At 74.4% G+C, this 22,222-nt stretch carries 21 protein-coding genes; 10 read left to right on the top strand and 11 right to left on the bottom strand.

The annotated features are described in order from the left end of the window. Positions 1-374: hypothetical protein (locus tag ACZ6R9_RS22935; protein ID WP_465539986.1), on the bottom strand; the 374-nt coding region annotated here is incomplete at its 3' end. 90 nt (positions 375-464) lie between these two features. On the opposite strand from ACZ6R9_RS22935, the gene ACZ6R9_RS22930 reads away from it, so the two are divergent. The 4 genes from ACZ6R9_RS22930 to ACZ6R9_RS22915 are packed head-to-tail and all read left to right on the top strand — an operon-like array spanning position 465 to position 6,061. Next, positions 465-2,012, top strand: coding sequence for a cobyric acid synthase (locus ACZ6R9_RS22930; RefSeq protein WP_465539983.1), 1,548 nt, complete (start codon positions 465-467; stop codon positions 2,010-2,012). Continuing rightward, a complete protein-coding gene (locus ACZ6R9_RS22925; protein ID WP_465539981.1) occupies positions 2,009-4,069 on the top strand; it encodes a putative cobaltochelatase in 2,061 nt (686 codons plus the stop codon). The genes ACZ6R9_RS22930 and ACZ6R9_RS22925 overlap by 4 nt, the downstream gene beginning before the upstream one ends. A 5-nt stretch (positions 4,070-4,074) precedes the next feature. Beyond that, on the top strand, positions 4,075-4,671 hold the full coding sequence (gene cobO, locus ACZ6R9_RS22920) for a cob(I)yrinic acid a,c-diamide adenosyltransferase (RefSeq protein WP_465539980.1): 597 nt from the start codon (positions 4,075-4,077) through the stop codon (positions 4,669-4,671). 4 nt (positions 4,672-4,675) lie between these two features. Beyond that, entirely contained in the window at positions 4,676-6,061 is a 1,386-nt protein-coding gene (locus tag ACZ6R9_RS22915) for a cobyrinate a,c-diamide synthase (RefSeq protein WP_465539978.1), read from the top strand. A 48-nt stretch (positions 6,062-6,109) separates the two neighbouring features. Here the strand turns inward: ACZ6R9_RS22915 and ACZ6R9_RS22910 are convergent, their stop codons facing one another. After that, positions 6,110-7,867 carry a DUF4190 domain-containing protein gene (locus tag ACZ6R9_RS22910; RefSeq protein WP_465539976.1) on the bottom strand — a complete coding sequence of 586 codons (1,758 nt, stop codon included), beginning with the start codon at positions 7,865-7,867 and terminating at the stop codon, positions 6,110-6,112. Between the two features lie 151 nt (positions 7,868-8,018). Here ACZ6R9_RS22910 and ACZ6R9_RS22905 point away from each other — a divergent pair, with 151 nt between their 5' ends. From ACZ6R9_RS22905 to ACZ6R9_RS22895, 3 genes are all read left to right on the top strand, one after another. Further along, positions 8,019-8,660, top strand: coding sequence for a GntR family transcriptional regulator (locus tag ACZ6R9_RS22905; protein ID WP_465539974.1), 642 nt, complete (start codon positions 8,019-8,021; stop codon positions 8,658-8,660). Positions 8,661-8,664: 4 nt separating this feature from the next. Further along, a complete protein-coding gene (locus tag ACZ6R9_RS22900; protein ID WP_380486007.1) occupies positions 8,665-9,141 on the top strand; it encodes an OsmC family protein in 477 nt (158 codons plus the stop codon). 118 nt (positions 9,142-9,259) lie between these two features. Further along, positions 9,260-10,771 carry an alpha/beta hydrolase gene (locus ACZ6R9_RS22895; protein WP_465539972.1) on the top strand — a complete coding sequence of 504 codons (1,512 nt, stop codon included), beginning with the start codon at positions 9,260-9,262 and terminating at the stop codon, positions 10,769-10,771. 581 nt (positions 10,772-11,352) lie between these two features. Here ACZ6R9_RS22895 and ACZ6R9_RS22890 read toward each other — a convergent pair. Together ACZ6R9_RS22890 and ACZ6R9_RS22885 are read right to left on the bottom strand one after the other, a co-directional pair. After that, positions 11,353-12,969 (bottom strand): ABC transporter permease, encoded by a 1,617-nt coding sequence (locus ACZ6R9_RS22890; protein WP_465539970.1) that lies wholly within the window; start codon positions 12,967-12,969, stop codon positions 11,353-11,355. Beyond that, entirely contained in the window at positions 12,966-13,871 is a 906-nt protein-coding gene (locus ACZ6R9_RS22885; RefSeq protein WP_380486000.1) for an ABC transporter ATP-binding protein, read from the bottom strand. The genes ACZ6R9_RS22890 and ACZ6R9_RS22885 overlap by 4 nt, the downstream gene beginning before the upstream one ends. Before the next feature lie 125 nt (positions 13,872-13,996). On the opposite strand from ACZ6R9_RS22885, the gene ACZ6R9_RS22880 reads away from it, so the two are divergent. Continuing rightward, positions 13,997-14,512 carry a GbsR/MarR family transcriptional regulator gene (locus ACZ6R9_RS22880; RefSeq protein ID WP_380485998.1) on the top strand — a complete coding sequence of 172 codons (516 nt, stop codon included), beginning with the start codon at positions 13,997-13,999 and terminating at the stop codon, positions 14,510-14,512. 156 nt (positions 14,513-14,668) lie between these two features. On the opposite strand, the gene ACZ6R9_RS22875 is transcribed toward ACZ6R9_RS22880, so the two are convergent. From ACZ6R9_RS22875 to ACZ6R9_RS22855, 5 genes are all read right to left on the bottom strand, one after another. Then, a complete protein-coding gene (locus ACZ6R9_RS22875; protein ID WP_465539967.1) occupies positions 14,669-14,821 on the bottom strand; it encodes a hypothetical protein in 153 nt (50 codons plus the stop codon). 234 nt (positions 14,822-15,055) lie between these two features. Then, the gene (locus ACZ6R9_RS22870) at positions 15,056-15,655 is read right to left on the bottom strand and encodes a hypothetical protein (RefSeq protein ID WP_465539965.1); all 600 of its coding nucleotides are present in this window, start codon (positions 15,653-15,655) and stop codon (positions 15,056-15,058) included. A gap of 55 nt (positions 15,656-15,710) precedes the next feature. Then, the gene (locus ACZ6R9_RS22865) at positions 15,711-16,793 is read right to left on the bottom strand and encodes a TolB family protein (RefSeq protein ID WP_465539963.1); all 1,083 of its coding nucleotides are present in this window, start codon (positions 16,791-16,793) and stop codon (positions 15,711-15,713) included. 101 nt (positions 16,794-16,894) lie between these two features. Beyond that, a complete protein-coding gene (locus tag ACZ6R9_RS22860) occupies positions 16,895-18,175 on the bottom strand; it encodes an MFS transporter (protein WP_465539961.1) in 1,281 nt (426 codons plus the stop codon). A gap of 6 nt (positions 18,176-18,181) precedes the next feature. Continuing rightward, positions 18,182-19,072, bottom strand: a complete 891-nt coding sequence (locus tag ACZ6R9_RS22855) for an alkaline phosphatase family protein (RefSeq protein WP_465539959.1) — start codon at positions 19,070-19,072, stop codon at positions 18,182-18,184. A 283-nt stretch (positions 19,073-19,355) separates the two neighbouring features. On the opposite strand from ACZ6R9_RS22855, the gene ACZ6R9_RS22850 reads away from it, so the two are divergent. Next, positions 19,356-19,775 carry a cobalamin biosynthesis protein gene (locus ACZ6R9_RS22850; RefSeq protein WP_465539957.1) on the top strand — a complete coding sequence of 140 codons (420 nt, stop codon included), beginning with the start codon at positions 19,356-19,358 and terminating at the stop codon, positions 19,773-19,775. Then, positions 19,772-20,812 (top strand): Rv2231c family pyridoxal phosphate-dependent protein CobC, encoded by a 1,041-nt coding sequence (cobC, locus tag ACZ6R9_RS22845; protein ID WP_465539956.1) that lies wholly within the window; start codon positions 19,772-19,774, stop codon positions 20,810-20,812. The genes ACZ6R9_RS22850 and cobC overlap by 4 nt, the downstream gene beginning before the upstream one ends. Before the next feature lie 7 nt (positions 20,813-20,819). On the opposite strand, the gene ACZ6R9_RS22840 is transcribed toward cobC, so the two are convergent. Further along, complete coding sequence (locus ACZ6R9_RS22840; RefSeq protein ID WP_465539954.1) at positions 20,820-21,596, bottom strand: MOSC domain-containing protein; 777 nt, start codon at positions 21,594-21,596, stop codon at positions 20,820-20,822. After that, complete coding sequence (locus ACZ6R9_RS22835) at positions 21,593-22,126, bottom strand: hypothetical protein (protein WP_380485981.1); 534 nt, start codon at positions 22,124-22,126, stop codon at positions 21,593-21,595. Before ACZ6R9_RS22835 ends, ACZ6R9_RS22840 begins: the two co-directional genes overlap by 4 nt. Positions 22,127-22,222: the final 96 nt, after the last annotated feature.

The raw sequence follows: 22,222 nt of genomic DNA, 5'->3' as shown, positions 1-22,222 counted from the left end.
CGGGCGGTGCAACTGGCCCCGGCGTGGTGCGGCTTCGGCATGCCGCCGTCTCCCGTCTCGCGCAGTTCCTCGCGTCCCTCGCTCCCGCGCGACGCGGCACTCGCGTGCGGGCGGGCGGTGCAGCTGGCCCCGGCGTGGTGCGGCTTCGGCATGCCGCCGTCTCCCGTCTCGCGCAGTTCCTCGCGTCCCTCGCTCCCGCGCGACGCGCCACTCGCGTGCGGGCGGGCGGTGCAGCTGGCCCCGGTGCGGTGCGGCTTCGGCATGCCGCCGTCTCCCGTCTCGCGCAGTTCCTCGCGTCCCTCGTTCCCGCGCGACGCGCCACTCGCGTGCGGGCGGGCGGTGCAGCTGGCCCCGGTGCGGTGCGGCTTCGGCATGCCGCCGTCTCCCGCCTCGCGCAGCTCCTCGCGCGGCTGCGGGGGTTTCTCTGCCGTCTTTCCCTTTCTCTTCTCCGAAGGAGGCCGTCCGTGAACGGTGCGTTGCTGGTGGCCGGGACGACCTCGGATGCCGGGAAGAGTGTGGTGACGGCGGGGATCTGCCGGTGGCTGTGGCGGCAGGGGGTGCGGGTGGCGCCGTTCAAGGCGCAGAACATGTCGTTGAACTCGTTCGTGACGGCCGATGGGGCGGAGATCGGGCGGGCTCAGGCGATGCAGGCGCAGGCGGCGGGGGTGGAGCCGGAGGCGGCGATGAATCCGGTGCTGTTGAAGCCGGGGGCGGACGGACGGAGTCAGGTGGTGCTGCTGGGGCGGGCCGTGGCGGAGGTCGGGGCGCTGGACTACCGGGAGCGGAAGCCGGTGCTGCTGGAGCGTTCGTTGGAGTGTCTGGCGGACTTGCGGTCGCGGTTCGACGTGGTGGTCTGCGAGGGTGCGGGGTCGCCGGCGGAGATCAATCTGCGGGACCGGGACATCGCCAACATGGGCCTGGCGTCGGCGGCCCGGCTGCCGGTGGTGGTGGTCGGGGACATCGACCGCGGCGGGGTGTTCGCGTCGATGTTCGGGACGCTCGCGCTGCTCTCGGCGGACGACCAGTCTCTCGTCGCGGGCTGGTTCGTGAACAAGTTCCGCGGTGACGCGCGCCTGCTCGCGCCGGGGTTGGAGATGTTGCGGCAGTTGACGGGGCGTCCGGTGCTGGGGACGTTCCCGATGCTGCAGGGGCTGTGGCTGGACGCGGAGGATTCGCTGGACCTGGCGTCGGTGGCGGAGCGTCCGGCGGCGGGTGGGCCGGTGGGGGCGGAGGTGCTGCGGGTCGCGGTGGTGCGGTTCCCGCGGTTGTCGAACTTCACGGATGTGGATGCGCTGGCGCAGGAGCCGGGTGTGCTGGTGCGTTGGGCGACCCGTCCGGAGGAGCTGGCGGATGCGGACCTGGTGGTGTTGCCGGGAACGCGGGCGACGGTCGCGGACCTGACCTGGCTGCGGGCGCAGGGCCTGGCCGAGCCGCTCGCGCGGCGCGTCGCGGCGGGGCTGCCGGTGCTGGGTGTGTGCGGCGGCTACCAGATGCTGGGCCGGGAGATCGTGGACGAGGTGGAGTCCCGGGCGGGCGCCGTGGACGGTCTCGGGTTGTTGCCGACCCGGGTGGTGTTCGGCGCGGAGAAGGTGTTGGCGCGTCCGACGGGCGTGGCGCTCGGCGAGCGGGTGGCGGGGTACGAGATCCACCACGGGGTGGTGTCGGTGGACGGCGGCGAGTCGTTCGTCACGGATGCCGGCGGGGCAGCACTGGACGGCTGCCGGGTGGGTTCGGTGTGGGGGACGACCTGGCACGGGGTGCTGGAGAACGACGCGTTCCGCCGGGCGTTCCTGGCCGAGGTGGCCCGCGCCGCCGGGCGGGCGTTCGTTCCCGCGCCGGACACCTCGTTCGCGGCGGCGCGGGAGCAACGGCTGGACGCGCTGGGCGACTTGGTGGCGGAGCACGCCGATACGGACGTGTTGTGGAAGCTGATCGAGAACGGGGCGCCGGCCGGCCTGCCGTTCGTGCCGCCCGGGGCTCCGGCGCCGGTGGAGATGGAGAGGGCGAAATGAGTGAACTGACCGATGCCCGTTACCCGTTCACAGCCATCGTGGGAATGGACGACCTGCGGCTGGGGCTGTTGCTGAACGCGGTGTCGCCTGCGGTGGGCGGGGTGCTGGTGCGGGGCGAGAAGGGCACCGCGAAGTCGACCATGGTGCGCGCGCTGGCGGGGCTGCTGCCGTCGATCGCGACCGTGGCCGACTGCCGGTTCGCGTGCGATCCGGCGGCGCCGGACGGGCAGTGCCCCGACGGCCCGCACTCCGATGAAGGGGCGGCGGAGCGTCCGGCGTTCCTGGTGGAGTTGCCGGTGGGCGTCTCCGAGGACCGGGTGGTCGGCTCGCTGGACCTGGAGCGGGCGCTCGCGGAGGGCGTGAAGGCGTACGAGCCGGGGCTGTTGGCGAAGGCCCACCGGGGTGTCCTGTACATCGACGAGGTGAACCTGCTCCAGGACCACTTGGTGGACCTGCTGCTGGACGCGGCGGCGATGGGGCGTTCGTACGTGGAGCGCGAGGGGGTGTCGGTGCGGCATGCGGCGCGGTTCCTGCTGGTGGGGACGATGAACCCGGAGGAGGGCGAGCTGCGGCCGCAGCTGCTGGACCGGTTCGGCCTGACGGTGGAGATCGCGGCCACCCGGGACGCGGACGAGCGCGCCGAGGTGGTGCGCCGCCGGCTGGCGTACGACGCCGATCCGGCCGGTTTCGCGGCGAGTTGGGCCGACCGGGAGCGGGAGCTGGCCGAACGGATCGGCGCGGCAAGGGAGTTGCTGGCGTCGGTGGAGCTGTCGGACCTCGCGCTGCGCCAGATCACCGCGGTGTGCGCGGCGTTCGAGGTGGACGGCCTGCGGGCGGACATCGTGATGGCCCGCACCGCGGTGGCACTGGCCGCCTGGGCGGGGCGCACCGAGGTGTTGGAGGAGGACGTCCGCAAGGCCGCCCAGCTGGCACTGCCGCACCGGCGGCGGCGCAACCCGTTCGACGCGCCGGGCCTGGACCAGGAGCAGTTGGACCGGACGCTGGCCGAGCACCAAGCGCCGGAGAACAAAGACCCGGAGGGCGAGGGGCCGGACGACGACGGCAACGGCCCGGGAGGAGGCGGCGGCCCGGACGGCGGCGGCTCCCCCGCCCCGTCCGAACCCAACTCACCTTCGGAGGCCGGGAGTTCAGAGGAACCGGCAGCACCGCCGCAGCAACGCCCGGGCGGTTCCCAGGAGTCGTCCCCGGTGGCGGCCGAACACCCGTACCGGACAAGGCTGTTCAAGGTGGACGGTACCGGCCGGGGCGCGCAGGGACGGCGCTCCACCGCCGAGACGGACGCCGGGCACACCGTGCGGGCGCGCCGTCCGCAGGGGCGGCTGACCAGGCTGCACCTGAGTGCGACGCTGCGGGCGGCGGCGCCGCACCAGGTGGCGCGCGGGCGGGCCGGCCGGGCGCTGGTGCTGCGGCGGGACGATCTGCGCGAACAGGTGCGTCGGGGGCGGGAGTCGAACCTGGTGCTGTTCGTGGTGGACGCGTCCGGATCGATGGCGGCCCGGCAGCGGATGACGGCGGTCAAGGGCGCGGTGCTGTCGCTGCTGATGGACGCCTACCAGCGGCGCGACAAGATCGGCATGGTGACGTTCCGGGGTTCCGGTGCGGAGCTGGCGCTGCCGCCGACCTCCTCGGTGGAGGTGGGCGCGGCCCGGCTGGAGCAGCTGCCGACCGGTGGGCGGACGCCGCTGGAGGCGGGTCTGCTGCGGGCGCACGAGGTGCTGCGGGTGGAGCGGCTGCGCGACCCGGACCGGCGCGCGCTGCTGGTGGTGGTGACCGACGGCCGGGCGACGGGGTCGCGCGACGCGGTGGCGCGTTCGCACCGGGCGGCGGGGCTGCTGGCGGCGCAGGGGGTGGCCGCGGTGGTGCTGGACTGCGAGTCGGGTCCCGTCCGGCTGGGCCTGGCAAGGGAGTTGGCGGCGCACCTGAACGGTGACGCGGTGAGCCTGGACGAGCTGCGGGCCGAGGGCGTGGCCGCGCTGGTGCGCGAGACCCGGACAGCGATGACCTCTACTGCTTCGACGACACGAAAGGCGGCGTGAACCACATGCCCAAGGGAGTTGCGGAGAACGTTCCGGACGACGGACTGACCACCCGTCAGCGACGGACGCTGCCGATCACGGCGGTGCACACCGGACCGGGCAAGGGGAAGTCCACGGCGGCGTTCGGGATGGCGCTGCGGGCGTGGAACCAGGGCTGGCCGATCGGGGTGTTCCAGTTCGTCAAGTCGGCGAAGTGGAAGGTCGGCGAGGAGAACGCGCTGCGCGTCCTCGGCGAGTCCGGGCAGGGCGGCACGGTGGCGTGGCACAAGATGGGTTCGGGCTGGTCGTGGGTGCAGCGGGACATCGAGTCGTCCGAGGAGGCGGCCCGCGAGGGCTGGGCGCAGGTCAAGCGGGATCTGGCGGCCGAGACGTACCGGTTCTACGTGCTGGACGAGTTCACCTACCCGCTGCACTGGGGGTGGATCGACGTGGCGGAGGTGGTGGAGGTGCTGCGGAGCCGGCCGGGCAGCCAGCACGTGGTGGTGACCGGCCGCAACGCACCCGAGCAGTTGCTCGAACTGGCCGATCTGGTCACCGAGATGACGAAGCTGAAGCATCCGATGGACGCGGGCCGCAAGGGCCAGCGCGGTATTGAGTGGTAGACCGTTGAACGACAGCATTCCCCGGCTGGTGGTGGCCGCCCCGTCCTCCGGCGCGGGCAAGACCACGGTGGCCACCGGCCTGATCGCGGCGCTGGCCGCGCGCGGGCTGAAGGTGTCCCCGCACAAGGTCGGCCCGGACTACATCGACCCCGGCTACCACGCGCTGGCCGCCGGGCGTCCGGGCCGCAACCTGGACGCCTGGATGAGCGGCCCGGAGCGGATCGCCCCGCTGTTCGCGCACGGCGCGGCCGGGGCGGACGTGGCGGTGGTCGAGGGCGTGATGGGCCTGTACGACGGGGCGGCGGGGCGCGGCGAGTTGGCGTCCACGGCGCAGGTCGCGAAGCTGCTGCGGGCGCCGGTGGTGCTGGTGGTGGACGCCTCCTCGCAGTCCCGTTCGGTGGCGGCGCTGGTGCACGGCTTCGCGTCCTGGGATCCGCAGGTGCGCCTGGCCGGGGTGATCCTCAACAAGGTGGCCTCGGACCGGCACGAGACGCTGCTGCGGGAGGCCCTGGAGGAGGGCTCCGGGGTGCCGGTGCTCGGCGCGGTGCGGCGGGCGAAGGCGGTGGACACCCCGTCCCGGCACCTGGGCCTGGTCCCGGCCGCGGAACGTTCCGCCGATGCGCTGCGGGCGGTCCGCGAAATGGGTGAACTGGTCGCCGCCTCGGTCGACTTGGACGAGGTGCTGGCGCTGGCCCGGACCGCCCCGCCGCTCGGTTGCACGGCGTGGGAGTCGGCGGCCGAGGTGGAGCCGCTGGTCGGCCCCCGGCCGCGGATCGCGCTGGCGGGCGGCGCGGCGTTCTCCTTCTCGTACGCGGAGAACGCCGAACTGCTGGCCGCCGCCGGGGCCGAGGTGGTGCCGTTCGACCCACTGCACGACGAGCAACTGCCGGAGCGGACATCGGCGCTGGTGATAGGCGGCGGATTCCCGGAGGTGTACGTCTCGGAGCTGAGCGCGAACGCGCCCCTGCGGGCGGCGGTCGCCCAGCTGGCCGCGAGCGGCGCGCCGGTGGTCGGCGAGTGCGCCGGACTGCTGTACCTGGGGCGGGAGTTGGACGGCCTGCCGATGTGCGGGGTGCTGGACGCGACCGCCCGGATGACGCCCCGGCTGACGCTCGGCTACCGGGAGGCGGTGGCACTCGCCGACTCGCCGCTCGCCGCGGCCGGCACCAGGGTGCGCGGCCACGAGTTCCACCGCACCGTCACCGAACCGGCGGCCGGCCCGTCCCCTGCCTGGGGCTGGCGCACCCCCACCGGCCCGCACACCGAGGGCCACCTGCACGGCTCGGTGCACGCCTCCTACCTGCACCTGCACTGGACGGGCGCCCCCGCCCTGGCGACCCGGCTGGTCCGGCACGCCGCCGCCTGGGCGGCCTCGCACGACGGGAGCTGACGGTGCGGGGTCGGCCGCGCGAGCCGGGCTCGCGCGGCCGACGGCCGGTCAGACCGGCTGGCTGCCCTTTTTGGCCGGCTCCTCCTGCGCGGTCGCCAGACCCAGTGCGCGGCGCAGCGAGATGATCTCCTTGTCGCCCAGGTTGTCCTCGGCGAGGCCCAGTTCACGGCGGAGCGTGGCGTTGTCGGTGGACCGGGAGGCCGCCAGGTAGTGGTCGGACGCTGCCATCGACTTCGCGATCAGGCGGTCGACGGTCGCCTTGTCGGCGGTGTTCCAGTGCGCGGCCTTCAGCATGGTTGCCTGCTTGGTGGCGGCCACGCTCATGTCCTTGGCCCAGCTCCGGTACGCCTGCGGGTCGTCCTCGACATCGACGTCCTCGTCCGGTCCCTTGATCCAGGCGCGGTCGAACTGGTTGGTGGCGTCGAGCAATTGACGCTGGTCGGTGGTCAGGGTGCTGGGGTACTTCTGGAGCGATCCGGTGCGCCCGGTCTTGTCGCTGTTGCCCAGGAAGCAGACGATGCGGCGGCTGCTGGCCCAGCCCAGCCGGTCGGGATAGTAGTAGAAGGTCGACACCGCGTCCGGGATCGTCCAGGTGTCCGCCACGTAGGTGTCCAGGTGGGTCGGGCAGACCTCGTCGGCCTCCGCCTTCAGCGCGTCCTCGCCCGGGTACTTGTTGTCCTGCTTGCTGGTCGGCTGCGTCCAGTAGACCTCGCCGTCGTGCGAGGCCGTGCAGTCCACCGGCTTGGCGTTGCCCGTCACGGTACGGTTGAAGCACTGACCGACCCGCAGCCGGAACGGCGAATCCGGGGTACCGGCGGCCGAGGTGGACGTCACGTGCGAGGGCCCGGAGCTGTCGTTCTCGAAGTCGTCGACACTGAAGGCGCCACCGATCACCGAGACGACGAACAGCACCATGCCGAGGCTGCCGGCCACGATGCCGGAGATGGCCAGCCCCTTGCCGCGCTCGCCGGTCCGCTTGATCTGGCGCAGCGCGCCGATGCCCAGGCCGATGCCGATGAAGCCGAAGTAGCAGCAGACGATGCCGACGATCAGCGAGGCGATGGCCAGGTTGTTGGTGTACAGCGACCGCTGCGGCACCGGGTACATCATCATCGGCCCGGTCGGCGCGCCCGGCGTCCCGGGCGGCGGGAACCCGCCCGTCCCCCACGGCTGCTGAACACCCGTCGGCGCCCACGGATTGCCCCCGGCCGGCGCAGGCTCCCCGGGCGCGGCCGCGACCCACGGGTTCGCCACGGGCGGCACGGGCGGCACGGGTGCCGAACCAGCCGGCACGGCGCCAGGGGCGGGCGGCGCCCACGGGTTCACGGGCACGGGCGGCGCGGCGGGCGGCTGCGGCACGGCGGGCGGCTGCGGCACGGCGGGCGGCTGCGGCACATCGACGGGCACGGGCGGAACTGACGGCACCTCGGACAACGAAGGCTCGGCCGACGACGACTCGGCAGCCCCGTCTCCCCCTGCGGCGGGAGCCGCCGCCTCGGGCGCGGCCGGCTGCTTGCTGAACGGGATCGCGGCCACCGGCGGGACACCCTCGGCATCCACGGGCGGCGCGGCCGGCTGCTTGCGGAGGGAAGTCCCGGCCACCGGCAGGGCCCCCTCGGCCTCCGGCATCGGCGCGACCGGAGCTGACGCCACCTCGGCCTCCGGCATCGGCGCGGCCGGAGCTGACGCCACCTCGGCCGACGACGACTCGGCCGTCGCGGCTTCGACCCGCGCGCTCCCCTCCGCACCTGCGGCATGTGCGGCGTCGGGGCCGGCCTCCCCCGAGCGCTCCTGGTCGAACGACATGGGTGTTTCCCCCTTGGGGCGTGGAACTGTTCGACGGCTGCGCGAATATAGCGGACCGGTCCGTCACTCTCCCAACGAGTTCCCCGTCGGCGCCCCGGCGCTGCCCGCGCGACCATTGCATGCAATGCATACATCGCACTACGCTGCCGCTGTGCAGAGCGAGAGCACCCGCCGCAGCCTGCGGGAACTGATCCAGGACGGCCGCTACCCACCGGGGGCGCGGCTGGGCGAGGTGGAGGTCGCACAGACCCTGGGGGTGAGCCGCACTCCGGTCCGGGAGGCGTTCCGGGCGCTGACCGCGGACGGCCTGCTGGTCGCCGCCGGGCGCGGCGTCCGGGTGGTGGAGCTGTCCGCGGAGGAGCTGTCGCAGGTCTACCGGGTGCGGGCCGCACTGGAGGCGCTGACCGCCGAGCTCGCGGCCGAGCGGCAGCGGGCGGGCCGGCTGGCCCCGGCCGAGCTGGCCGACCTGGCGGCGCTCGCCTACCGCACTCACCGGGCCACCGTGGAGCGCGAGTTGACGGAGGCGGTGCGGCTGAACCGGCAGTTCCACCGGCGGGTCGCGGAGCTTGCCGCCAACCCCGTCGCGCTGCACGCGCTGGAGCGGCTGTGGGACCAGATCCAGGTCTCCACCCACCGTTCTCTGCACGCGCCCGACCGCACCGCCCTGGTGGACGACCAGCACCGTGAGCTGCTGGCCGCCGTCACCGCCGGGGATCCGGCCGCTGCCGGGGCGGCCGCCCGGCGGCACGTCCTGGACACCTGCGCCGCCGCCCGGCCGCCCGAGAAGGAGTGACCCGATGGCCCTGTCCCACCACTACGCGGTCCGTGTCGACTGGACCGGCAACCTCGGTACCGGTACCGACACCTACCGCTCGTACTCCCGCGACCACGACATCTCCTCGGACGGGGTGCCGACCCTGCTCGGCAGCGCCGACCCGACGTTCCGCGGCGACCGTTCGCGGTGGAACCCGGAGCAGTTCCTGCTGGCCGCGCTCGCCCAGTGCCACATGCTGTCGTACCTGTCGCACTGCGCGCGCAACGGCGTGACGGTGCTGTCCTACACGGACGAGGCGGAGGCCACCATGGAGACCTCGGGCGGCGGTGGCCACTTCACCGGGGCGATGCTGCGGCCCCGGGTGGAGATCGCCGAGGAGTCGATGCGCGAGCAGGCCGAGGCCCTGCACGGCCCGGCGGGCCGGGACTGCTTCATCGCCTCCTCGGTGAACTTCCCGGTCCACCATGAGCCCGTCGTCACGGTGCGGTCCACTGCCTGAGGTGGCGTCAACTCCTGTTCTGTAGCTGGCTATAGGGTTTCCGGTGAGGCTGGCACCAGGAAAAAGACGGAGGCCTGGGGGATCGATCCGGGCGGCGCGGCGGCGAAGACTTGCGGCCATGCGAATCACTCATCGAGGCGCCGCCCTCGCCGCCGCCACCACCGTCCTGCTCGGCCTGACGGCACCGCTCGCCGCCGGAGCGTCCGCCGCCGACCGCCCCGACCGCCCTGCCTGGGGCGCGTGCGCGGGCGGCCCGGCGGACGGGCGCCAGCTGTGCGCCGAGATCACCGTCCCGGTCGACTACGCGCAGCCCGACGGGCCGTCACTGACGCTGGCCGTCTCCCGGATCCCCGCCGCCCGGCCCGATCAGCGGCGCGGGGTGCTGGTCATGATCCCGGGCGGTCCTGGCGGCTCCGGTCTGAACGGGCCGAGCAGCGCCGTGAAACGGCTGCCCCGGTCGGTGCTCGACCGGTACGACCTGATCGGCTTCGACCCACGCGGCGTCGGCCGGTCCAGCCCGGTCTCCTGCGGGCTGGACTACGCCGACCTGGCGCCCGGCAAGCTGCTGCCCTGGCCCGCGCCCGACGGCCAGGGCGGCGATGCCGGCCTGACCACTGCCGAACGCATCGCCGACCGCTGCGCGGCGAACGGCGGCCCGGTGCTGCACAGCATCACCACCCGGAACGAGGCGCGGGACATCGACCGGATCCGGCAGGCCCTCGGCGAACGCCGGATCTCCGCCTGGGGCGTCTCCTACGGCACCTACGCGGGCGCCGCGTACGCGACGATGTTCCCCGACCGCACCGACCGGATCCTGCTGGACAGCAACGACAACCCGGATCCGATTCGGGCCGAACGCAGTTGGCTGGCCGCCTTCGCCACCGGCGCGGAGGACCGCTTCCCGGATTTCGCGGCCTGGGCGTCCTCCCCCGAGGCGGGCGAGTTCCGGATCGCCGACACCCCCGAGCAGGTCCGCACCGCCTACCTGACGGCCGCCGAGCAGTTGGACGCGGCCCCGCTGCCCTGGCCCGGCCACAACCCGGGCGTACTGGACGGCAACGGCCTGCGCGGCACGCTGCTGAACGGCCTGTACGCGGACACCAAGTTCCCGGCCGTGGCCGCCCTGCTCCAGGCCGCCCAGGGCCACCGCCCACTGCCCGACCCGGGCCCCGCGCCGGACGCGGCGGCGCTGGCGCAGCTGCAGAGTTCCACGGCGGTCACCGTGGCCACCCTGTGCAACGACGTCGCCTGGCCGCACGACCTCGGCTCGTACGCCGCGGCGGTGGCCGCCGACCGGATCGCGCACCCGCTCACGGCCGGCATGCCGGTGAACGCCACTGCCTGCGCGTTCTGGCACTGGCAGCCCGCCGAGCCGCCCGTGCGGGTCACCGACGACGGGCCGTCCAACGTGCTACTGGTGCAGAACCTGCGCGACCCGGCCACGCCTTACTCGGGGGCGCTCAAGCTGCGCACGGCGTTCGGCGACCGGGCCAGGATGGTCACGATCGACTCCGGCGGCCACGGCGCCTACCTGGCCCACGGAAACGCCTGCGGCGACGCACTGGTGACGGAGTTCCTGACCACCGGCCACCGCCCGGCCCGGGACGCGTTCTGCCCGAAGGCCGGGTGAGGCCAGTGCGATTCGCTCAGCGCGGGCCTGCCCGGAGCCAGCCCGCCCGGCGCGGCCCCGGCCGGCGCGGGCACCACCACCAACGCGGGCACGCCGGCGTGGACCCGACCGGCCCGACCACGGCCAACGCATGCCACGGCCAGCGCGAGCCCGACCCGCGCGGACCTGGCCGACGCGGGCACCGCCAACACGCACCCGACCGGCCCGACCACGGCCAGCGCAGCCACGACCAACGCGAACCCGACCCGCACGGACCGACCCGCACGGACCCGGCCGACGCGGGCACCGCCGACGTGGACCCGACCGGCCCGACCGCGGCCGGCGCAGCCCCGGCCAACGCGGGCACCGCCAACATGGACCCGACCGGCCCGATCACGGCCAGCGCAGCCCCGGCCGGTCCGCCCGCGGCCAACACCACCCCGGTTTGCCCGGCGACCCCGACCGGTACCACCCCGGTCTGCCCGGCGCCTCCGGCCAGTGCGCCCCCGGCCGGAGCGCGCCCGGCCAGCCGACCCTCGGCCGGCCCGCCCTCGGCCGGCCCGCCCTCGGCCGGAGCCGGTGCGTCGGGCTGTGCCCGGTTGTCAGCCCAGGTCGCGGCGGTGCAGCCCGGTCAGGCCCGCCGCGGCGGCGAGTGCGGCCAGGGCGGTGATCCACAGCAGCGGCGCGGCGGTGAACGTCCCGCCGGGCAGGTGCGGCAGGTGCGTGAAGGGCGACAGGTTGAGCACCCACTGCGGCAGTTGCAGGATCGGGCCGAGCCAGGCGACCAGTACGAACGCGCCGAATCCGGCCCAGCCGGCCGCCGTCCAGCGCGGCAGCAGGCCGTACACGGCCAGGGCCACGGCGGCGGTCAGCCACACCGCGGGCAGCTGGACCAGCGTGCCGCCGAGCATCCGGGCGACGGCGTCGCCCGTCCCGTGGCCGGCGGCGTCGCCGAGCACGGCGCCCTGCGCCAGCCCGGCGGTGGCGCCGGCGGCGGCCAGCAGCACGGCGGTGCCGAACAGCGGGAACAGCAGGTGTCCGCCCGCCCAGCGCAGCCGGGAGACGGTGCCCGCCAGTACGGGTTCGGCCCGGCCGGCGCTCTCCTCGGCGCGCAGCCGCAGCACGGACTGCACGGCGTACACGGCGGCGATCATCCCGAACACCCCGGCGATGGCGGACAGGTAGGCGTTCAGCACGCCCTGCTGTCCGCCGAGCCGGGCCATCATGTCGGCCATCTGCTGGTTGTCGCCGACCAGGTCGACCACGCCCTTGGCGACGCTGCCGAACACCGCGCCGCCCGCGGCGAAGGCCAGCGTCCAGCCGAGCAGGGCGCCGCGCTGCAGGCGGCGGGCCAGTGCGCCGGCGTTCGCCAGGCCGGGTGCGGCGACGGCGGGGCCGGGGCGCTGCGGGAGCAGTCCGGCGCCCAGGTCGCGGCGTTCGACCAGGGTGCGGGCCAGCGCGGTGAGCAGCACGGCCCCGCCCAGCGGCAGCGCCAGCACCCACCAGCGGTCGCCGGCGAACGCGCGGACCTGTTCGCTCCAGCCGATCGGGGAGAGCCAGCTCGCCCAGCCCGTGCCGCTGCCGGAGTCGCCGACGGCGCGCAGCACGAAGGCGATGCCGATCCCCGCCCCGGCCAGGCCGTTGGCGGCCCGCCCGGTCTCGGCGACCTGCGCGGTGACGGCGGCGAGCGCGGCGAAGAACACTCCGGTGGCGCCGAGCGCGAGGCCGAACGCCAGCGCCCCGGTCAGGGCCTGACCGGCCGCCAGCAGCGCGATCGTCACCAGCGCGGCCAGCGCGGCGTTCGCGGTGAGGGCGGTGGCCAGTGCGGCGGTCAGCGGGGCGCGCCGGCCGACGGCGCCCGCGCCGATCAGTTCGAGCCGGCCGTCCTCCTCCTCGGCGCGGGTGTGCCGCACCACCAGCAGGGTGGACATCAGCGCCGCCAGCACCGCCCCGAACACGCCCATCCGCCACGCGGTCAGCCCGCCGATGGTGGAGCCGTCGAAGATCGGGCCGTACAGGGCGCGCAGCGAGCCGTTGCCGTCGATGCTGGCCGCGAAGGTCCGGCGGGAGGCCTCGTCGCTGTACAGCGTGCGGAAGGAGAAGGCGGTGGAGGCGACCATGCCGGTGCCGATGTACACCCACACCGGCAGGGCGATGCGGTCGCGGCGCAGGGCGAGGCGGTAGAGGGTGCCGGTGCCGGTCAGCGCGTAGCCGCTCATCGGGCTGCCGCCGTCGAGGGGGTGTCGGCCGCGTTCTCGTAGTGGCGCAGGAAGAGTTCCTCCAGCGTCGGCGGCCGACTGGTGAGACTGTGGACGCCGACGGCGGTGAGCTCGGTGAGCAGGGTGCCGAGCTGCTCGGTGTCGACCTGGCAGCGCAGCCGGTTGCCGTCGATGGTCAGGTCGTGGGCGTAGGCGGGGCGCGGCGGCGGTCCGGTGAGGACGGCGTCCACCGAGGTGCGGGTGAGGTGGCGCAGCTCGTCGAGGGTGCCGGTCTCCACGGTGCGCCCGGCCCGGATGATCGACACCCGGTCGCAGAGCGCCTCCACCTCGGACAGGATGTGGCTGGACAGCAGCACCGTGGTGCCCCGCTCGCGGGCCTCGGCGACGCACTCGCGGAACACCTCCTCCATCAGCGGGTCCAGGCCGGAGGTGGGCTCGTCCAGAATCAGCAGGTCGGCGTCGCCGGCGAACGCCGCGACCAGCGCGACCTTCTGCCGGTTGCCCTTGGAGTAGGCGCGGCCCTTCTTGGTGGGGTCCAGCTCGAAGCGCTCCAGCAGTGCGGCCCGGCGGGCCGGGTCGAGTCCGCCGCGCAGCCGCCCGAGCAGGTCGATCGCCTCCCCGCCGGAGAGGTTGCGCCACAGCGTCACATCGCCCGGCACGTAGGCGATTCGGCGGTGCAGCGGGACGGCGTCGCGCCACGGGTCGCCGCCGAGCAGGGTGGCGGTGCCGGAGTCGGCGCGCAGCAGTCCGAGCAGAACGCGGATGGTGGTGGACTTGCCCGACCCGTTGGGGCCGAGGAACCCGTGAACCTCGCCCTGCTCGACCGTGAGGTCCAGTCCGTCCAGGGCGCGGGTGCGGCCGAAGGTCTTCACCAGGCCGGACACCGAGATGGCGGTCGTCATGGGCTCGACGCTACTCTGGTTTCACAAATCCGTGAAGTCACCGAAGGTCCCGGATCTTCGCATGGCCGCCGAAGGTGTGTGAAGGTGGGCGGACGCCCGCCCGGGCGGTGTCGGGGAGGGTTCTGATGGTGCAGGCGAGCGAGGTGGGCGACGTGGACGCGCGACGGGATCCGGTGGACGCGCGGCGGGATCGGGCGGCGGTGTCGGAGTTCGTGGAACGGTTCGCCACCGTACTCGCGGACGCCGGGTTCCCCCGGATGTCGGCCCGGGTGTTCACCGCCCTGCTGACCGCCGACTCCGGACGGCTGACCTCCGCCGAACTGGGCGAACTGCTCCAGATCTCCCCCGCCGCCGTCTCCGGCGCCGTCCGCTACCTGACCCAGGTCGACCTGGTCAGCCGGGAGCGCGAGCCCGGCACCCGCCGGGACCGCTACCGCGTCCACGACCACGTCTGGTACGAGGCCACCGCCAACCGCGACCACACGCTGTCCCGCTTCGAGTCCAGCCTGGTCGAGGGCGTCGACGCACTCGGCCCGGACACCCCGGCCGGTCAACGCCTCGCCGAGTCCCTGGAGTTCTTCGCCTTCCTGCGGGTCGAGATCCAAGAGATGCTGCAGCGCTGGCGCGACCGCCGGGAGTGACGGACCGTCAGCCCCGGCCTACCGCCGGTGCTCCTGCATGCGCGGGCCCCGCAAGCCCCACAGCGGCAGCACCATCGGCGTCACACTCATCGCCACTCCCCCCGTTCACCGTTCGAACGAGGGGAGGTTGCTCCGCAGTCGGCGCGGTGTGGACGGTCAGGCCGCAGCAGCCTCCTGGCTTCGCTTCAGGCGCGGGCCCAGCCGTCCCCACAGCGGCATCGACAGGGCCAGCAGGGCCAGTACGGCGCCCAGGACCTCGGTGGTGAACGCCCGGCCGTCCGGGTCGGGGGCGCCCGCGATCGACTCCACCCGCCCGGCCGGGTCGAAGGTGACGCTGAGGCGGTCACCGACCCGGTATTCGGACGAGCGGAGCCGGCCCTGGAGGTCCCGGCCGTCGGCGGCCCGCAGCTCACAGGACGGGCGGCTCTTCCTGCCCTGGCCCGGAGTGACGGCGATGACCTCGGCGACCGTCCGCTCGCCGTCCCGGTGATCATTCGGATCAAGAGGGACGCTACTCCTGCCCGGAAGCCGCCCTCAGCCGGGTTACCCGGCTGCGACCGCCGGGCGCCGCTGCGGGCGGCGGCCCGCCCAGAACGGGAGGGAGACCAGCAGCGCGACCAGCGCGGCGCCCACGCCCTCGGTCCGGTGCAGGGGGGTGGCCGCGTCGAGGGGTTCCCGGATCGGGGCCTGCCGGTCGGTCGGGTCGGCGGTCACCGTCAGCTGACCGCCGACGCGGAGGTCGCACGCCGCCACCGGGTGGCGGACGGCGGTGCCGTCGGGCCGGCTCACCTCGCAGGAGGGGAGGTGGGTGCCGCTGCGCGGGTGGACGGCGGTGACGGTGACGACGATCTGCTGCCCGTTCTCGGCCAGCGCGGCGGTCCGGACCGCCGCCATCCCGACCAAGCTCAGCCAGAGCGCCAGTCCCCCGGCGACGAACGCCGCCACTCCTCCGCCGGGGGTGCGGTAGTTCAGCGCGACCACCAGGATCATCGCGGTCGGCGTGACGGTGTGCAGCAGCTCGACGCCGTCCGAGCCGCCGAACCACCAGGTCAGCAGGCCGGTCGGCACCGCGCAGCAGAGCAGGGTGAGCAGCGCGTACAGCGACCCGCGCCAGGGCCGACCGGTGCCGGTCTTCTCGTTCATCGCGTCCTTCGTGTCGATCTTGACGCGGGGACGTTACCGGCGACCGGGCGGGCTGTCAGCCGAGATACGCGGGGGCGACGGCGGAGTGCACCAGCACCGCCGGGGCGCCGGTGCCGTCGGCGGGGACGGTCCACAGGTCGGAGCCGTAGTCGCCGGGCAGCGAGTACAGCAGGGTGTGGCCGTCGGACCAGAGCGCCTGGTCGTCGATGTTGCGCTGCTCGGCGGTCGCGGTCTCGGTCATGGTGGCGAGGTCGAGGATGTACAGCCGCCACGGCGCGGCCGGGTCGGCGCCGGCCACCCGCTTCTTGTAGGCGACCCGGGTGCCGTCCGGGGAGAGCGAGGGGCACTCGACGTTCTGGTGCAGGGTGGTCAGGGTGCGGGCGGCGAGGTCGCCCTGCACCAGGTGGGTCTGGCCGCCGGTGGCGACCGTCGCGTAGAAGCGGTTGTCGTCGGCGGCGAAGGTGACGCCCCAGACGTTGAGGTCGGACGCCTGCACGGGGTGACCGTCCTTCAGCACCTGGAAGGTCTCCAGGTTGTCGTAGAACTGCCAGCTGCGGGTGTCAACGATCGCGGTGCGGGTGGAGAAGTTGGTGCCCGCGTAGGAGTCGCCGCTGACGAACACCGTCCAGCCGGCCAGGTGTCCCGACGGCGAGACCCGGGCGCGGGTGGGGATGCCGGGCGCGGGGAAGCGCTTGATCTCGTGCAGCGAGGCGTCGAGTACGGACGCGTGGTAGGTGTCGTCGAGCGCGCCGTGCTCGGCCTGCAGGCAGATACCGGTGCCGGCGGCGGCGTGGAAGCGCAGGCACTTCACGCCGGACGCGGTGCGGGCGCCGTCCGGGTGGTCGGCGGGCAGCGCGGCGACCTCGTCCCGGTGCGGGCCCCAGGCCAGGTTGCGCAGCAGCAGTTGACGTCCCGTCGGTTCCAGCGTCACCGCGCCCGCGCGCACCGGCGGCCCGCCGGCCTGCTCCTGGTTGCGCCGGTCCGCCCGGCCGGCGGCGTACCGGACCGCGAACGTCCCGACCCCGGCCAGCAGCACCACGGCGACCGCCAGCACCACCACCTTGCGCCGCAACGAGGCGCCCCCTGCCGGGGGTTCGGGCGCTTCGGAGTCCGGTTCGACGACAACGGGAGCGGTCATGTGGGGTGCCCTCCGGGCGGGGGTTCGTGGGCGGGAGTTCGTCGGTGGGGTTTCGTGGGCGAGGGTGCGCGGGTCGCAGCTCATGGGCCGGTCGTGGCGCGTCAGCCGGTCGTGGCGGTCGGGCGGAGCAGGCGGGTGGCCGCGAGGGCGGCGGCGGCAAGGGACAGGGCGGTGACGGTGAGGGCGGCGCGCGGGCCCCACAGCGTCCAGGCGGCGCCGAAGGCGAGCGAGCAGGTGAAGCGGGCGAGCGCCTGGCCGGTGCCGACCAGGGCCTGTCCGGCGCCCTGTTGGCCGTCGGGGACGGTCGCGGCGGTGGCGGCGGCGAGCACCCCGTCGGTGGCGGCGTAGAAGGTGCCGTGCAGCAGCAGGACCAACACGGCGGCGCCCGCGCCGCGCAGCGGGGAGAGCACCACGCCGTACCCGCCGAGCAGCACGGCGTGGCCGGCCAGGAAGAGGGTGCGGCGGCCGATCCGGTCGGCGATCACCCCGAGCGGGACGGCCAGGGTCAGGAAGACGGCGGCGGTGCCGAGCGGCAGCAGCGGGAACAGGTGGGCGGGCAGGCCGAGTCGGCGTTGCAGCAGCAGGTACAGGAAGGAGTCGCTGACGGTGGTGAGGCCGAGCAGCACGGCGGCCAGGGTGAGCCGGCGCAGCGCGGGGCGGCGCAGCAGGGCGAGCGCGTCCCGCAGGGTGGGGCGCTCGCCGGACGGAGTGGCCACCGGAGTCGTCCGGCCCGGCACGAACAGCACCAGCAGCAGCACGCCGAGCACCGCGACGCAGCCGGAGACGGTGAACACCGCGCTGTAGCCGGCGCGTTCGGCCCGGTCGTCGGCGATCCGCAGCACCGCGAAGGCGAGCAGCGGGCCGAGCAGCGCGCCGGTGGTGTCCATCGCCCGGTGCACGCCGAACGCCCGGCCGCGGTGCTCGGGCGCGGTGGCCAGCGAGATCATCGCGTCCCTGGGTGCGGTGCGCAGGCCCTTGCCGGTGCGGTCGATCGCGAGGACGCCGCCGATCAGCGGCACGGTGTGGACCAGCAGCAGCAGTGGCTTGCACAGCGCGGACAGGCCGTAGCCGATCCCGGCGACAAGCTTGTGGCCGCGCGGGCTGCGGTCGGCGAGGTGGCCGCCGAGCAGCCGGACCAGCGCGCCGACGCCGTTGTTGATGCCGTCGAGCAGGCCGAAGCCGAGCGGGGACAGGCCGAGCGCGGTGACCACGTACAGCGGCAGGACCGCGCTGACCATCTCGGAGGAGATGTCGGTGACCAGGCTGACGGCGCCGAGCGCGAGCACGGTGCCGGGGACGGCGGCGCGCCGCCCCGGGCGGGTGCCCGGGGTGGCGGCCGCGGCGCGGTCGGTCCTGGTGGAGCGGGCGTCCGCGAGGTACATCCGGCGTCAGTTCCAGATGCCGGTGATGTCGGAGGCGGAGGCGGCGTTGCCCGCGTGGGCGCTCAGGCCGGCCAGGTCCTCCAGGGTGCGCAGCACGTTGTAGTGGTTGTAGGTGGTGGAGCTGGTGGAGTGGGGGATCACGTGCTGGCCGTAGACCACGGTCGGGATGCGGTTGCCGGAGAGGCTGTTGTCCTCGTCGAAGGTGACCACCAGCAGGCTGTTGTGGGTCTGCGCCCAGGTGGCGTACGCGCCGAGGTTGTTCTTGATCCAGGTGTCGCCGGTGGAGACCGAGCAGTCGTGCATGTCGCTGCACAGGTTCGGCACCACGAAGGAGACCTTCGGCAGCGTGGTGTAGTCGGTGGGGAACTGGGCGAAGGTGTAGGCGGTGTTGGTCGGCACGTTGGAGAAGCCGAACCACGGGTTGTGCTTCTGCGCGTACTTGCCGCTGGAGCAGACCGTGGAGCCCTGGCTGGGCAGGGTCTCGTTGTAGGAGCCCCAGCTCTTTCCGGCGGCGATCAACTCGGAGGCCAGGTTGGGCGCGGTCATCGAGCCGACGCTGACGCAACTGTCGTCGGTGCGGCCCTGGTTGGAGCCGGAGAACAGCATGTAGTAGTTCGGCTCGGACGGGTGGGTCAGGCCGTAGGACTGGGTGAGGTTGGCGCCGCCGGCCACCAGGGTGCCGTTCAGGTACGGGGCGCTGGAGCTGCCGATCACCTGGCTGTAGGCGTGGTTCTCCATCACCACGACGACGACGTGGTCGGGCGCGGGCAGCGCGGCGGCCTGTGCGGTGGAGCCGGTGGCGGCCCACAGGCCGAGCGAGGCGGCGGCGAGAGCGACGGTGCTTCCGAGCGCGGTCAGGCGGCGCTTGGTGCGGCGGCTGAGCGGTGCGGCAGTCATGGCGAGGTCCCTCCGGGGCAAGGAACGTGCGGGACAGGGCGGTTGGAGCACGCTTGGTGGAGCGCCGGAAACCCTAGGCGGGGGCGGTGGCCGACGAGCCTTTTGACAGGTTAAGAACAAGCGAACGCTTGGTCGGCCGACAAGGCCGCCCCGGTGCTTTTCGGCCAGCGGAGCGGCGCGGCTCACACCTGCCCCGATTGACCCGCCTCGGACCGACATGGTGGGATCTTTCCGGCCCGGCGCGCACGACCGGCACGGGGAACGAGGAACGGGAGGGCCTGGCGTGACAAGCCGGCCGTCCGCCCCCGCGCTCCCCCTCCGGGTGGTGCTCGGGCTCGGGCTGCGCCGCGGCACCCCCGCCGCGGAACTGCTCCGCACCGCCGACGCCGCACTCGCCGCCCGCGGCCTCGACCGCTCCGCCGTCACCCTGGTCGCCACCCTGGACAGCAAGCTCGCCGAGCCCGGACTGCGCGCCGCCGCACGGGAGTTGGGCGTCCCCCTGATCGGCCACCCCGCCGCCGTGCTGGCCGCCGTCCCGGTCGCCGGCTCCGCCCGGGTGGCGGCGGCGGTCGGCACCCCGAGCGTCGCGGAGGCCGCCGCGCTGGCCTCGGCCGGACCGGGCGGCCGCCTGCTGGCGCCCCGCCACGCCACCGCGACCGCCACCGCGGCCCTCGCCGCACCCACCCAGGAGGCCACCAGGTGAACACCGAGCCCGATCTGCGCCATCACGGCGACGCCGAAGTCCGCTCCGCGGGCCTGGTGGACCTCGCGGTGAACGTCCGCACCGGCACCCCGCCGCCGTGGCTGCGCGCGCACCTCGCCGCGACCCTGGACACGCTGGCCGCCTACCCGGACGGCTCCGCGGCCCGCGCCGCCGTCGCCGCCCGGCACGGCCGCCCCGTCGCCGAGGTGCTGCTCACCTCCGGCGCGGCCGAGGCGTTCGTGCTGCTCGCCCGGGTGCTGCGGCCGCGCCGCGCGGTGGTGGTGCACCCGCAGTTCACCGAACCGGAGGCGGCGCTGCGGGACGCCGGGCACGCCGTCCACCGGGTCCTCCTCACGCCGGAGCAGGGCTTCCGCCTGCTGCCCGGGGCGGTTCCCGAGGACGCCGATCTGGTGGTGGTCGGCAACCCCACCAACCCCACCTCCATCCTGCACCCGGCCGCCGCACTCGCCGAACTCGCCCGGCCCGGGCGGACCCTGGTGATCGACGAGGCGTTCATGGACACCGACCCGGGCGAGACCCAGACCCTCGCCGGGGCCCGCGACCTGCCCGGCCGGGTGGTGGTGCTGCGCAGCCTCACCAAGACCTGGGGCCTGGCCGGTCTGCGGATCGGCTACCTGCTCGCCCCCGCCGACCTGGTCGCCGACCTCGCCGCCGCGCAGCCGCTGTGGCCGGTCTCCACTCCCGCGCTGGCCGCCGCCGAACTCTGTTCCGCCCCCGCCGCCCTCGCCGAGGCCGACGCCGCCGCCCGCGCCACCGCGCTGGACCGCGAACACCTGCTGAAGGGCCTCGCCGCACTCCCGGACGTCCGGGTGCACGGCGACCCCGCGGCCTCCTTCGTCCTGATCCAACTCCCGGATGCCGCCGCCGTCCGCGACCGCCTGCGCACCGCCGGCTTCGCCGTCCGCCGCGGCGACACCTTCCCCGGCCTCGGCCCCGACTGGCTGCGCCTGGCCGTCCGCGACCGGGACACCACCGACCGCTTCCTCGACGCCCTGGCGGCCGCGATCGACGGCTGACGCCGCGTCAGTGCAGCTCGACCTGGTCCCCGGCCTCCACCGTGCCGGGGGCGAGGACCTGCGCGTACACCCCCAGGCACGGCAACGGCCCCATGCCGGGCAGCGGTTCGACCCGGTTGAGCCGGGCCGGACGGCGCAGCGCCTCCGGATCGGCGGGCAGCGCGCCGTGCGCGAGGGTGGGGACGGCGCAGCGGGGGCTGGCGGCGATCAGCCGCAGGCGAAGGTCCGGGCCGAGGGTGAGCTCGCGGCCGACCCAGGCGTTCTCCTCGAACGGCGCCCCGTCCGTCTCCAGGACCAGATTGGGGCGGTACCGAACCGCCGGCGCGCCGGCCAGCGTGGCGGTGGTGACCAGGTGCAGCGGGGCGAAGTCGAAGAAGCTGCCCGGGGCGGCGGCCTTGCCGAAGTCCTGGACGGTGTACTCCACTTCGGCCTCGATGCCGTCCGCCAGCACCTGTTCGGGCAGCGAGCGCAGCAGCACCGATCCGGGCGGCCGTTCGCCGATCAGCCGCACGGGGCGGCCCAACAGCGCGCTGATCCCGTGCTCGTCCAGCTCGCCGCCGTCGGGGCCGGTGATCCGCACGCCGTCGTCCTTGGTCTCGGCGCTCAGCGTCAGCAACTGCCGCCAGGTGCGCGGCTGTTTGGCGCTGGCGATCCGGCCGGTGGTCACGTCCAGCAGGGCGCGGCGGCGGTCGCCCTCGATGCCGCGTTCGTCGATCCGGGCCCGGACGATCTCCTCGCCGAGCATCGACTTCACGGGGTGGCGGTACAGCGCGGCGACCCTCACCGGCCGATCTCCTCGGCCCAGCGCCGGAGTTGGGCGAAGTGCTCGGGCTGCAGCCCGTACCGGTGGTCAATCTTCAGGGTGAGCGCCGGGCCCGGGTGGTTGGCGGCGATCCACTCGGTGTCCTGCGGCTCGATCTCGTCGTCCACCCACGCGAACGGCTGCTGATCGGCCCAGGTCACCAACTGCCGGGTCTTCCAGTGCAGCCCGTCCGGGTCGCCGTGGTGCATCGACTCCCAGTTCACGTACGGGAATTTGGGCAACCCGAGCAGCGGCGCCAGATGCTCGTCCGCCTCCGCCCGCCACGCCGTCGCCCACACCAGGCTGAACGGCAGCGCCAGCAGCGCCGGCCCGTGCTCGGGGTGCAGCCAGACCCGCAGCGGCTTCGGATTGCGCACCCCCTGATCGAGCTGCCGCTGCCGCCACATCTGCGACTCCACCCGGTGCGTCCGGTAGCCCCTGGGCCGGCGAAACCCCCCGTACGGTGCTATCGGCCCGTCAACATCCAGCATCAGCAGCGGACGGTCCCCCATGTGCCCCTCCTCGGTACGCGGTACTCGGTGCCGGATTCTCCCCCGCCCCCGCCCCGCCCGGCCACCACTTTCGCTCAGGAGCCCCGCGCGGCCCGC

Source organism: Kitasatospora sp. NPDC048662 (genome assembly GCF_055587065.1).
Note: the sequence above shows the minus strand (reverse complement) of the source record. Positions and strands in the feature narration are given on the sequence as shown.